This window comes from Mycobacterium sp. E2479, from assembly GCF_001667925.1.
Taxonomy (GTDB): domain Bacteria; phylum Actinomycetota; class Actinomycetes; order Mycobacteriales; family Mycobacteriaceae; genus Mycobacterium.
In genome coordinates, this window is the sequence record NZ_LZJR01000154.1 from 86,818 (window position 1) to 98,822 (window position 12,005).

General features: G+C 63.6%; 12 protein-coding genes and 1 pseudogene. 12 read left to right on the forward strand and 1 reads right to left on the reverse strand.

The window, feature by feature from the left end:
• Positions 1 to 7 precede the first annotated feature (7 nt).
• The 11 genes and pseudogenes from A5686_RS23370 to A5686_RS23420 all read left to right on the forward strand — a co-directional run.
• Positions 8 to 1,217, forward strand: a pseudogene (locus A5686_RS23370) (glycosyltransferase family 4 protein); the annotation flags it as partial.
• 215 nt (positions 1,218 to 1,432) lie between these two features.
• A complete protein-coding gene (locus A5686_RS23375; RefSeq protein ID WP_067939243.1) occupies positions 1,433 to 1,927 on the forward strand; it encodes an ATP synthase subunit I in 495 nt (164 codons plus the stop codon).
• A complete protein-coding gene (atpB, locus tag A5686_RS23380) occupies positions 1,924 to 2,682 on the forward strand; it encodes a F0F1 ATP synthase subunit A (RefSeq protein WP_067939245.1) in 759 nt (252 codons plus the stop codon). The genes A5686_RS23375 and atpB overlap by 4 nt, the downstream gene beginning before the upstream one ends.
• Before the next feature lie 95 nt (positions 2,683 to 2,777).
• A complete protein-coding gene (locus tag A5686_RS23385; protein WP_065052998.1) occupies positions 2,778 to 3,023 on the forward strand; it encodes a F0F1 ATP synthase subunit C in 246 nt (81 codons plus the stop codon).
• Positions 3,024 to 3,033: 10 nt separating this feature from the next.
• Complete coding sequence (locus A5686_RS23390) at positions 3,034 to 3,567, forward strand: F0F1 ATP synthase subunit B (protein WP_067939247.1); 534 nt, start codon at positions 3,034 to 3,036, stop codon at positions 3,565 to 3,567.
• Between the two features lie 6 nt (positions 3,568 to 3,573).
• Complete coding sequence (locus tag A5686_RS23395) at positions 3,574 to 4,914, forward strand: F0F1 ATP synthase subunit B/delta (RefSeq protein WP_067939250.1); 1,341 nt, start codon at positions 3,574 to 3,576, stop codon at positions 4,912 to 4,914.
• A gap of 59 nt (positions 4,915 to 4,973) precedes the next feature.
• The gene (gene atpA, locus A5686_RS23400) at positions 4,974 to 6,647 is read left to right on the forward strand and encodes a F0F1 ATP synthase subunit alpha (RefSeq protein ID WP_067939253.1); all 1,674 of its coding nucleotides are present in this window, start codon (positions 4,974 to 4,976) and stop codon (positions 6,645 to 6,647) included.
• A gap of 6 nt (positions 6,648 to 6,653) precedes the next feature.
• Complete coding sequence (locus A5686_RS23405; RefSeq protein ID WP_067939257.1) at positions 6,654 to 7,562, forward strand: F0F1 ATP synthase subunit gamma; 909 nt, start codon at positions 6,654 to 6,656, stop codon at positions 7,560 to 7,562.
• An 18-nt stretch (positions 7,563 to 7,580) separates the two neighbouring features.
• Complete coding sequence (gene atpD / locus A5686_RS23410) at positions 7,581 to 9,038, forward strand: F0F1 ATP synthase subunit beta (RefSeq protein ID WP_067939260.1); 1,458 nt, start codon at positions 7,581 to 7,583, stop codon at positions 9,036 to 9,038.
• A gap of 35 nt (positions 9,039 to 9,073) precedes the next feature.
• A complete protein-coding gene (locus A5686_RS23415) occupies positions 9,074 to 9,439 on the forward strand; it encodes a F0F1 ATP synthase subunit epsilon (protein WP_067939262.1) in 366 nt (121 codons plus the stop codon).
• A gap of 6 nt (positions 9,440 to 9,445) precedes the next feature.
• The gene (locus A5686_RS23420) at positions 9,446 to 9,889 is read left to right on the forward strand and encodes a DUF2550 domain-containing protein (RefSeq protein WP_067939265.1); all 444 of its coding nucleotides are present in this window, start codon (positions 9,446 to 9,448) and stop codon (positions 9,887 to 9,889) included.
• Between the two features lie 41 nt (positions 9,890 to 9,930).
• On the opposite strand, the gene A5686_RS23425 is transcribed toward A5686_RS23420, so the two are convergent.
• Positions 9,931 to 10,515: a cob(I)yrinic acid a,c-diamide adenosyltransferase gene (locus A5686_RS23425; RefSeq protein ID WP_067939268.1), complete on the reverse strand. Its 585-nt coding sequence runs from the start codon at positions 10,513 to 10,515 to the stop codon at positions 9,931 to 9,933.
• A 68-nt stretch (positions 10,516 to 10,583) separates the two neighbouring features.
• On the opposite strand from A5686_RS23425, the gene murA reads away from it, so the two are divergent.
• Positions 10,584 to 11,837, forward strand: a complete 1,254-nt coding sequence (gene murA, locus A5686_RS23430) for a UDP-N-acetylglucosamine 1-carboxyvinyltransferase (protein WP_067939271.1) — start codon at positions 10,584 to 10,586, stop codon at positions 11,835 to 11,837.
• Positions 11,838 to 12,005: the final 168 nt, after the last annotated feature.

The window sequence follows — 12,005 nt, forward strand, 5'->3', positions numbered from 1 at the left end:
CAGGTTTGTCCAGTACGGTCTCGATGATGTCCAGCGACGCAACCTACCTTGCCGATGGGTTGCTCGCGCTGGCCGACCGCGGCGCCGGTGTTCCGCTTCGAGAGCTGGCGCTGGTGGGGTTGACCGCAGCGATCATCACCTACTTCGCGACCGGACCGGTGCGGGTGCTGGCCACCCGGCTGGGCGCGGTCGCCTATCCGCGGGAGCGCGACGTCCACGTGACGCCCACCCCCCGGATGGGCGGGCTGGCGATGTTCCTCGGCGTCATCACGGCCGTGTTTCTGGCGTCCCAACTGCCGGCGCTCACCCGTGGGTTCGTCTACTCCAGCGGCATGCCCGCGGTCTTAGTGGCCGGCGCGGTCATCATGGGCATCGGCCTTATCGACGACCGTTGGGGTCTGGATGCGTTGACCAAGTTCGCCGGTCAGATCACGGCGGCCAGCGTGTTGGTCACCATGGGCGTGGCGTGGAGCGTCCTGTACATCCCCATCGGTGGCGTCGGCACGATCGTGCTCGACCAGGCCTCGTCGATCCTGCTGACCCTGGCGCTGACGGTGTCGGTCGTCAACGCGATGAATTTCGTCGACGGGCTCGACGGTCTGGCCGCCGGGCTGGGACTGATCACGGCGTTAGCGATCTGCATGTTCTCGGTCGGCCTGCTGCGCGACCACGGTGGTGATGTCCTGTTCTATCCGCCCGCGGTGATTTCGGTGGTGCTCGCCGGGGCCTGTCTGGGCTTTCTGCCGCACAACTTCCATCGCGCCAAAATCTTCATGGGCGACTCCGGCTCCATGCTGATTGGCCTGATGCTGTCGGCCGCGTCGACGACCGCCGCAGGCCCGGTCTCGCAGAACGCCTACGGTGCCCGCGATGTGTTCGTGCTGCTGTCGCCGTTCCTGCTGGTGGCCGCGGTCATTTTCGTACCGATGCTCGATTTGCTGTTGGCGATCGTGCGCCGTACCCGTGCGGGCCGCAGCGCGTTCAGCCCCGACAAGATGCACCTGCATCATCGGTTGCTGCAGATCGGCCACTCGCACCGCCGGGTGGTGTTGCTGATCTATCTGTGGGTCGGGATCGTCGCGTTCGGCGCGGCCAGCACGATCTTTTTCCGCCCCCGCGATACCGCCGCGGTGATGCTGGGTGCCATCGTGGTGGCCGGCATCGCGACGGCGATCCCGCTCCTGCGGCGCGGAGACGAGTACTACGACGAGGAGTAGTAGTGGGGTCAACTGTGTGGTACGGTGCTGGTAGAACCCCAAAAAGCCGTGCAGGTTACCGGTCCATCGGAGGGCAATCCGAGTGGGCTGGTTCGAGACCGGCGTCGGGAGATACCCCTTGGGTGATTCAACTGTGACGTGCGATACGCTCGGCGGACCACCGATCAGTCGGTCGGGGGGGTTCCGTTTTACCAACCTGGGATTGAGGTGCTGCAGTGACGACACCAGCGCAGGACGCGCCGTTGGTGTTTCCCTCTGTTGCTTTCCGTCCGGTTCGACTCTTCGCGATCAGCGTTGCCGTCACCGCGGTGGCGGTGCTCGCAGCCGGGCTGTCCGGTCACCTGATGGTCGGGGCCTTCTTCGGTATCGGGCTTTTCCTGGGTTTGCTCAACGCGGTACTGGTGCGTCGCTCGGTTGAATCGATCACCGCGAAGGATCACCCGCTGAAAAGGTCGATGGCGGTGAACTCGGCGGCGCGGCTGGCAATCATTACCGTCGTCGGGCTGATCATCGCCTACGTCTTCCGGCCCGCCGGCCTGGGCGTCGTGTTCGGATTGGCGCTTTTTCAGGTCTTACTAGTCGCCTCAACAGCCCTTCCAGTGTGGAAGAAGCTGCGCGCCGGCGATTGGACGGAGTCTTCGAATGGTGCCGACCAAGGCGGCGTGATCACCGGATCGGATGGAACGGAAGGTAAGGAACAGCAACGATGACTGGGACGACGTTCCTGGCCGAGTCGGCAATCGAGGTTGGCGAGCACACTAAAGCCACGTGGCTTGGCATGACCGTCAACACCGACACGATTCTGTCGACCGCGATCGCCGCGGTGATCGTGCTCGGGCTGGCCTTCTTCTTGCGTGCGAAGATCACCTCGAAGGGCGTGCCCAGTGGTGTTCAGTTGTTCTGGGAGGCCATCACCGAGCAGATGCGCGGACAGATCGAGAGCGCCATCGGCATGCGGATCGCCCCGTTCGTGCTGCCGTTGGCCGTCACGATTTTCGTGTTCATCCTTATCTCCAACTGGCTTTCGGTGCTCCCGCTGCAGTACAAAGACAAATCCGGACACGCGACCGAGCTGCTGAAGTCGGCGGCGGCGGATATCAATTACGTGCTGGCGCTGGCCCTTTTCGTCTTCGTCTGCTACCACGTGGCGGGCATCTGGCGCCGCGGCATACTCGGGCATCCGCTGGCGGTGGTCAAGGGGCATGTGGCGTTCTTGGCGCCGATCAACCTCGTCGAAGAGCTCGCGAAGCCGATCTCGTTGTCGCTCCGACTTTTCGGCAACATCTTCGCCGGCGGCATCCTGGTCGCGCTGATCGCGCTCTTCCCGCCGTACATCATGTGGGCACCCAACGCGATCTGGAAGGCCTTCGACCTGTTCGTCGGCGCGATCCAGGCGTTCATCTTCGCGATTTTGACCATCTTGTACTTCAGCCAAGCCATGGAGATCGAGGATCACCATGACTGAGAGCGTCATGAAGTGTTTTGTCCCACGCACCATTACAGAGGCCTGGTAGACCGCTACCAGATAGGCCCCGAATAAAGGAGGAAAGAATGGCAGCCCTGGACCCTCAAATCGCTGCCGCCGCTCTCATCGGCGGTGGGCTGATCATGGGTGGCGGCGCGATCGGCGCCGGTATCGGTGACGGCATTGCCGGTAACGCGCTGGTTTCGGGTATCGCCCGGCAACCCGAGGCGCAGGGCCGGTTGTTCACACCGTTCTTCATCACCGTCGGTCTGGTCGAAGCGGCCTACTTCATCAACCTGGCGTTCATGGCGTTGTTCGTCTTCGCTACCCCGGTCAAGTAATTCGCTTGCAATGCGAGACGCGAACCTGAGCATTCTGGCTTCCAGCCAGATGGTGGCCGAGGGAGGCAACAACTTCCTCGTCCCCAACGGCACATTCTTCTTCGTGCTGGCCATCTTCCTGATCGTGCTAGCCGTCATCGGCACGTTCGTCGTGCCGCCGGTCATGAAAGTGTTGCGCGAGCGCGACGCCATGGTCGCCAAGACGGCTGCGGACAACAAGAAGGCGACCGAGGAATTCGAGGCGGCCAAGGCCGACTACGAAGAAGCCCTGACCGAGGCGCGGGTTCAGGCGTCGTCGTTGCGCGACAATGCCCGCGCCGAAGGTCGTAAGGTGGTCGAAGACGCGCGCGCCCGTGCCGAACAGCAGGTGATGTCGACGTTGCAAATGGCATCCGAGCAATTGAAGCGGGAGAGGGACGCCGTGGAACTGGATCTGCGCGCCAACGTGGCGTCCATGTCGGCGACGTTGGCAAGTCGAATCCTCGGCGTCGACGTCGCCCCCGCCGCGGCGACCACATCAGCAACCAAGACATCCGGACGGTAATTACGTATGTCGACTTTCATCGGCCAGTTGGTGGGCTTTGCGGCCATCGTGTTCCTGGTGGTGCGTTATGTCGTGCCGCCGGTACGTCGGCTGATGGCCGCGCGGCAAGACGCTGTGCGCCAACAACTGAAAGATGCTGCGACGGCAAGTGATCGGCTGACCGAGTCGACCACGGCGCACAGCAAGGCTGTGGAAGCCGCGAAGGAGGAGGCCGAACGGATCGTCGAGGAGGCCCAGACTGACGCCGGGCGCATCGTGGAACAGTTAAGGGCCCAGGCTGATGTCGAAGCCGAACGCATCGGTTCGCAGGGCAGCCGGCAGGTCGATCTCTTGCGCACCCAGCTGAGCCGGCAACTCCGTTTGGAACTGGGCCACGAAGCGGTGCGCCAGGCGGGTGAGTTGGTGCGGAACTACGTCGCCGACGCCGAACAGCGGTCGGCGACCGTCGACCGGTTCCTCGAACAGCTCGACGAGATGGCGCCCGCCTCGGTCGACGTCCAGTATCCCTTGCTGAGCAAAATGCGCTCGTCGAGTCGTGTCGCACTGGAAAACCTGTCGGACAACTTCAGCACCATAGCCAAAAACCTTGACAACAAGGGGCTTTCGACTCTCTCCAGTGAACTGGTAGAGGTTGCCCAGATGCTGGACCGCGAGATCGTCGTCACGCGGTATCTCACCGTCCCCGCCGAGGACGGCGCCCCCAGGGTCAAGTTGATCGACCGGCTGCTCTCCGGCAAGGTCGGCGACCCCACCCTCGAGGTGCTGCGCTCGGCCGTATCGGAGCGCTGGTCGGCCAACTCCGACCTCATCGACGCGATCGAACACGTGTCTCGGCAAGCGTTGCTCGAAGTCGCCGAACGTGAGGACGAAGTCGACGAGGTCGAAGAACAGCTGTTCCGATTTTCCCGCATCCTCGACGCGCAGCCGCAACTTTCCATCCTGCTGGGCGACTACTCCGTTCCCGTGGAAGACCGGGTTGCGTTGTTGCGCAAGGTCCTTGACAGCGCAAGCGGCAGGGTGAACCGCATCGTGGTCGCGCTGCTGACCCAGACGGTCGAACTGCTCAGAGGCGAGCCGGCCGAGGAGGCTGTTCAGTTCCTGACAAAAGTCGCCGTGGCCCGCCGCGGCGAGATCGTCGCTCAGGTCGGGGCGGCGGCCGAACTCAGCGACGACCAACGATCTCGGCTCACCGACGTGCTTGGCCGCATCTACGGGAACACGGTGGCGGTCCAGCTGCAGATCAACGAGGAACTACTGGGCGGCCTGCTCATCTCCGTGGGCGACGAAGTGATCGACGGGACACTCGCTTCTCGCCTTGCCGCGGCCGAGGCTCAATTACCTGATTGACCACGACCGACCTATCACCACCACATGCGAACCAAGATCAAGTAGGAAGACGAAAAGCTATGGCCGAGTTGACAATCTCCGCTGATGACATCCAGAGCGCCATCGAGGAGTACGTAGGCTCTTTCACGTCCGACACCGCCCGGGAAGAGGTCGGTACCGTCGTCGACGCGGGGGATGGCATCGCGCACGTTGAAGGCCTGCCCTCGGTCATGACCCAGGAGCTGCTCGAGTTCCCCGGGGGCGTCCTGGGCGTCGCGCTCAACCTGGACGAACACAGCGTCGGCGCGGTGATCCTGGGTGACTTCGAGAAGATCGAAGAAGGACAGCAAGTCAAGCGCACTGGCGAGGTCTTGTCGGTTCCCGTCGGCGACGCGTTCCTGGGGCGCGTCGTCAATCCGCTCGGCGAGCCGATCGACGGACGCGGGGACATCGACACCGATATTCGCCGCGCGCTCGAGATCCAGGCGCCGTCGGTGGTGCAGCGGCAGAGCGTGAGCGAGCCGCTGCAGACCGGTATCAAGGCCATCGACGCGATGACCCCGATCGGTCGCGGCCAGCGCCAGCTGATCATCGGTGACCGCAAGACCGGCAAGACCGCCGTCTGCGTGGACACCATCCTCAACCAGCGGGAGAACTGGGAGAGCGGCGACGAGCGCAAGCAGGTGCGCTGCGTGTACGTGGCCATCGGCCAGAAGGGCACCACGATCGCCTCGGTCCGGCGCGCCCTGGAAGAGGGCGGCGCGATGGACTACACGACCATCGTCGCGGCCCCGGCATCCGACTCCGCGGGCTTCAAATGGCTTGCGCCGTACACGGGTTCGGCGATCGCCCAGCACTGGATGTACGACGGCAAGCACGTGCTGATCGTCTTCGACGACCTGAGCAAGCAGGCTGAGGCGTACCGCGCGATCTCATTGCTGCTGCGCCGCCCGCCGGGTCGTGAGGCGTACCCCGGCGACGTGTTCTATCTCCACTCGCGCCTGTTGGAGCGCTGCGCCAAGCTGTCGGACGACCTCGGTGGTGGCTCACTGACCGGGTTGCCGATCATCGAGACCAAGGCCAACGACATCTCTGCCTATATCCCCACCAACGTCATCTCGATCACCGACGGGCAGTGCTTCCTGGAGTCCGACCTGTTCAACCAGGGTGTGCGGCCCGCCATCAACGTCGGTGTGTCGGTGTCGCGCGTGGGTGGTGCGGCGCAGATCAAGGCGATGAAGGAAGTCGCGGGCTCGCTGCGACTCGACTTGTCGCAGTACCGCGAGCTGGAATCGTTCGCCGCCTTCGCCTCGGACTTGGATGCGACGTCCAAGGCCCAGCTGGAGCGCGGTGAGCGCCTGGTCGAGCTGCTGAAGCAGCCGCAGTACCAGCCCATGCCGGTTGAGGAGCAGGTGGTTTCGATCTTCCTGGGCACCGGCGGTCACCTGGACTCTGTTCCCGTCGAGGACGTGCGGCGTTTCGAGACCGAGCTGCTGGACCACATGCGGGCTTCGGAAGAGAAGTTCCTGGGCGGTGTCCGCGACAGCGGAAAACTCTCCGAAGAGGGCGAGAACCAGCTGACCGAGATCATCAACAACTTCAAGAAGGGCTTCGCAGCCAGTGGCGGCGGATCGGTCGTGCCTGACGAGCACGTCGAGGCCCTGGACGAAGAGGAGCTGGAAAAAGAGTCCGTACAGGTCAAGAAGGAAAAGCCGAAGGAAAAGAAGAAAACCTCCGGCAAGGACAAGAAGTAGCTACCGATGGCGGCAACACTTCGCGAATTACGCGGCCGGATTCGGTCGGCGGGGTCGATCAAGAAGATCACCAAGGCCCAGGAGATGATCGCGACCTCGCGCATCGGTAAGGCGCAGGCCCGGTTGGAATCCGCACGGCCGTACGCGTTCCAGATCACGTCGATGCTCACCACGCTCTCCTCCGAAGCCGCGTTGGACCACCCTCTGCTGGTCGAACGAGAAGAGCCGAAGCGCGCCGGCGTGCTGGTGGTGTCGTCGGATCGCGGGTTGTGCGGCGCGTACAACTCGAGCATCTTTCGCCGCTCCGAGGAGCTGTTCTCCCTGCTGCGCGAGGAAGGTAAGACGCCGGTCGTCTACACGGTGGGCCGAAAGGCGCAGAACTACTTCAAGTTCCGCAACTGGGACATCACGGAATCGTGGACGGGCTTCTCCGAGCAACCCCAATATGAAAACGCCGCGGAGATCGCGTCCACGCTGGTCGAGACTTTCATGGCGGGGACCGGCGATGACGAGTCACAGGATGACCAGGGCGTCGACGAACTGCACATCGTCTACTCGGAGTTCAAGTCGATGATGTCGCAGGCCGCGGTGGCGCACCGCATCGCTCCACTGGTCATGGAATACGTCGAGGACACCGAGGAACTCCATACGCTGTACTCGTTCGAGCCAGACGCGACAACGCTTTTCGAGGCTTTATTGCCGCGGTATGTGACGACCCGGGTGTACGCGGCGTTACTCGAGTCGGCGGCATCGGAGCTCGCGTCGCGTCAACGAGCGATGAAGTCGGCAACGGACAACGCGGATGACCTGATCAAAGAGCTCACGCTGATGGCGAACCGCGAGCGGCAGGCTCAGATCACCCAAGAGATCAGCGAAATCGTCGGTGGCGCAAACGCACTGGCCGACGCTAAGTAGCACACGAGGAAGAAGAAAATGACTGCTACTGACGAAAAGACCGACAAGTCGACAAAGTCCGAGACCAGCGGCCGCGTGGTGCGAATCACCGGCCCCGTCGTGGACGTCGAGTTCCCGCGCGGCTCGGTGCCGGAGCTGTTCAACGCGCTCAACGCCGAGATCACATTCGAGGAGCTCGCGAAGACCCTGACGCTCGAGGTCGCGCAGCACCTCGGCGACAACCTGGTACGCACCATCTCGCTGCAGCCCACCGACGGCCTGGTGCGCGGAGTAGAGGTAACCGACAGTGGCAAGCCGATCTCGGTGCCGGTTGGCCAAGACGTCAAGGGCCACGTCTTCAACGCTCTGGGTGACTGCCTGGACGAGCCGGGATACGGTGAGGGCTTCGAGCACTGGTCGATTCACCGCAAGCCGCCGGCGTTCGAAGAGCTCGAGCCCCGCACCGAAATGCTCGAGACCGGCCTCAAGGTCGTCGACCTGCTCACCCCGTACGTGCGCGGTGGCAAGATCGCGCTGTTCGGTGGTGCCGGCGTCGGCAAGACGGTGCTGATCCAGGAGATGATCAACCGTATCGCCCGAAACTTCGGTGGTACTTCGGTTTTCGCCGGCGTGGGAGAGCGCACCCGTGAGGGCAACGACCTTTGGGTCGAGCTGAAGGAAGCCGACGTGCTCAAGGACACCGCACTGGTGTTCGGCCAGATGGACGAGCCGCCCGGCACCCGTATGCGGGTGGCGCTGTCCGCGCTGACCATGGCCGAGTGGTTCCGCGACGAGGCCGGCCAGGACGTGCTGTTGTTCATCGACAACATCTTCCGATTCACCCAGGCAGGTTCGGAGGTGTCGACGCTGCTCGGTCGTATGCCGTCCGCGGTGGGTTACCAGCCGACCCTGGCCGACGAGATGGGTGAGCTGCAGGAGCGCATCACTTCGACGCGAGGCAAGTCGATCACGTCGATGCAGGCCGTCTATGTGCCCGCCGACGATTACACCGACCCAGCGCCGGCAACGACATTCGCGCACCTGGACGCCACCACCGAGTTGTCACGTTCGGTGTTTTCCAAGGGTATCTTCCCCGCGGTGGATCCGCTGGCCTCGAGCTCGACCATCCTGGACCCGAGTGTGGTTGGTGACGAGCACTACCGGGTGGCGCAGGAAGTCATCCGAATCCTCCAGCGGTATAAGGACCTTCAGGACATCATCGCGATCCTCGGTATCGACGAGCTCTCGGAAGAGGACAAGCAGCTCGTGCAGCGCGCACGGCGCATCGAGCGATTCCTGTCGCAGAACATGATGGCGGCCGAGCAGTTCACCGGTCAGCCCGGCTCGACGGTGCCACTGAAGGAGACCATCGAGGCATTCGACCGGCTGACCAAGGGCGATTTCGACCACATCCCGGAGCAGGCGTTCTTCTTGATCGGTGGCCTCGATGACTTGGCTAAAAAGGCCGAAGGCTTTGGCGCCAAACTTGATTCCTGAGGCATGGGCGAGAAGGCTCTGAAAGGCTCTGTGGCATGGCTGAATTGAACGTTGAGATAGTCGCCGTCGACCGAAAGATCTGGTCGGGTGAGGCAACGTTTCTGTTCACCCGCACCACCGTCGGTGAGATCGGCATCCTGCCGCGGCACATCCCGCTGGTAGCGCAGTTGGTCGACGACGCAATGGTGCGCGTCGAAAGAGAGGGCGAAGACGATCTGCGGGTCGCGGTGGACGGCGGATTTTTATCGGTCACCGAGGAATCGGTGACGATCCTCGCCGAATCCGCCGAGTTCGAGTCGGAGATCGACGAGAGCGCCGCCAGAGAGGCCGCTGAGTCTGACGATCCGCGCATCGCCGCCAAGGGGCGCGCGAGATTGCGTGCCGTCGGCGCGATCGACTAACCGCCCATGAGCGCGCCCATGGTCGGCATGGTCGTGCTGGTCGTCGTGCTGGCGAGCGCCGTCATCGGGCTGAGTTATCGGCTGTGGAAGCTGCGCCAGGGCGGCACGGCGGGGATCATGCGAGACATTCCCGCGGTCGGGGGCCACGGTTGGCGGCACGGCGTAATCCGTTATCGCGGAGGCGAAGCCGCTTTCTACCGGCTCTCCAGTGTGCGACTGTGGCCGGACCGGCGGCTGAGCCGGCGAGGCGTGGAGATCGTGTCCAGGCGGGCACCGCGCGGCGACGAGTTCGACATCATGACCGACGAGATCGTCGTCATCGAGTTGCGCGATACGACCCAGGACCGCAGGTCTGGCTACGAGATCGCCTTGGATAAGGGCGCGTTGACCGCGTTCTTGTCCTGGCTGGAGTCACGTCCATCGCCGCGTTCCCGTCGGCGGAGCCTGTAGACCGCGCCACCCTAGACGGGGAAGGACGACGACCGGCGGGACTAACTCGTGGTGGCGTTGTCGCCGCCCGGTTTCCACAACACGTCGCCGTCGGGGTTGGCCACGCGCGACAGGATAAAAAGCAGATCTGACAGACGGTTCAGGTATTTCGCGGGCAGGACGTTGACCTGCCCCGGTGCGGCATCGACGGCCGCCCACGCCGAGCGCTCGGCTCGGCGTACCACGGTGCGGGCCACGTGCAGCAACGCCGACAACGGCGAACCACCGGGCAGTACAAAGGAATTCAACTTCGGCAACGGCTCGTTGTATGCGTCGCACCACTTTTCGAGTCGGTCAATGTAGGGCTGGGTGACGCGCAGCGGAGGATACTCGGGATTCTCGACAACAGGGGTCGACAGATCCGCCCCGGCATCGAACAAATCGTTTTGGATCTGCCGCAACACGCCCATGAGCTTCTCGTCCGGCTGACCCACCGCGACGGCTACGCCTATCGCCGAGTTGGCTTCGTCGCAATCGGCGTAGGCCACCAGGCGAGGATCATTCTTGGAGACCCGCGAGAAGTCGCTCAATCCCGTCGTTCCATCATCGCCGGTTCGTGTGTAGATGCGAGTCAGGTGTACAGCCATGAGCAAACCGTACTCGGGTGTGGGTTGGCTGACTGACAAGCCGATACCGCTTCACTAGACTGACCCGGGTGGCTGAGCGATTCGTGGTGACCGGCGGCAACCGGTTGTCAGGCGAAGTCGCAGTCGGGGGCGCAAAAAACAGCGTGCTCAAGCTGATGGCCGCGACGCTGTTGGCCGAAGGCACCAGCACGATCACCAACTGCCCCGACATCCTCGATGTGCCGCTGATGGCGGAGGTGCTGCGCGGCCTGGGCGCGACCGTCGAATTAGACGGTGATGTCGCCCGAATCACCTCTCCGGATGAACCGAAATACGACGCCGATTTCGCCGCGGTGCGACAATTCCGCGCGTCGGTGTGCGTGCTGGGACCGCTGGTTGGCCGGTGCAAGCGCGCCCGCGTCGCGCTGCCGGGAGGCGACGCGATTGGATCACGCCCGCTGGACATGCATCAGGCCGGCCTGCGTCAGCTCGGTGCGCAATGCAACATCGAGCACGGATGCGTGGTGGCCCAGGCCGATACGTTGCGCGGCGCGGAGATTCAGCTGGAATTCCCTTCGGTGGGAGCCACCGAGAACATCCTGATGGCCGCGGTCGTCGCCGAGGGCGTAACCACCATCCACAATGCGGCGCGCGAGCCCGACGTGGTGGATCTGTGCACCATGTTGAACCAGATGGGCGCGCAGATCGAGGGGGCGGGCTCGCCGACGATGACCATCATCGGCGTTCCAAAGCTGCACCCGACCGAGCATCGCGTGATCGGGGATCGCATCGTCGCCGCCACGTGGGGCATCGCCGCCGCGATAACCCGCGGAGACATCACGGTGACCGGCATCGACCCCGCGCACCTGCAGGTGGTGCTGCATAAGCTGCACGACGCGGGCGCCACCGTGACCCAAACCGACGACAGCTTTCGGGTGGCGCAGTACGAGCGTCCGAAGGCCGTCAATGTCGCGACCCTGCCGTTTCCGGGGTTTCCGACCGACCTGCAGCCGATGGCGATCGCCCTGGCCTCGATCGCGGACGGTACGTCGATGATCACCGAGAACGTATTCGAGGCGCGCTTTCGATTCGTTGAAGAAATGATCCGCCTTGGCGCCGATGCCCGGACAGACGGACATCACGCCGTCGTGCGGGGCTTGCCGCAATTGTCGAGTGCGCCGGTGTGGTGTTCGGACATCCGGGCGGGTGCCGGCCTGGTTTTGGCCGGCCTCGTCGCCGACGGAGACACTGAGGTCCACGACGTCTTCCACATCGATCGTGGCTACCCGCTGTTCGTGGAAAACCTGGCGATTTTGGGAGCGGAGATCGAGCGGGTACAGTAACCAAAGGCCAAGTCCCCCAGGCCTCCACAGCCGCGTATCACCAACGCGAAGGTGGACGAAAGCGGGGCCTTGACTCCCTCGCTGGATTGGTACTAGCCTGGCACGGCCGCTCCCGAGATGGTCTCCCGAAGATCAGATCCTGGGAGTTGACGGACCCGTCAGACCTGT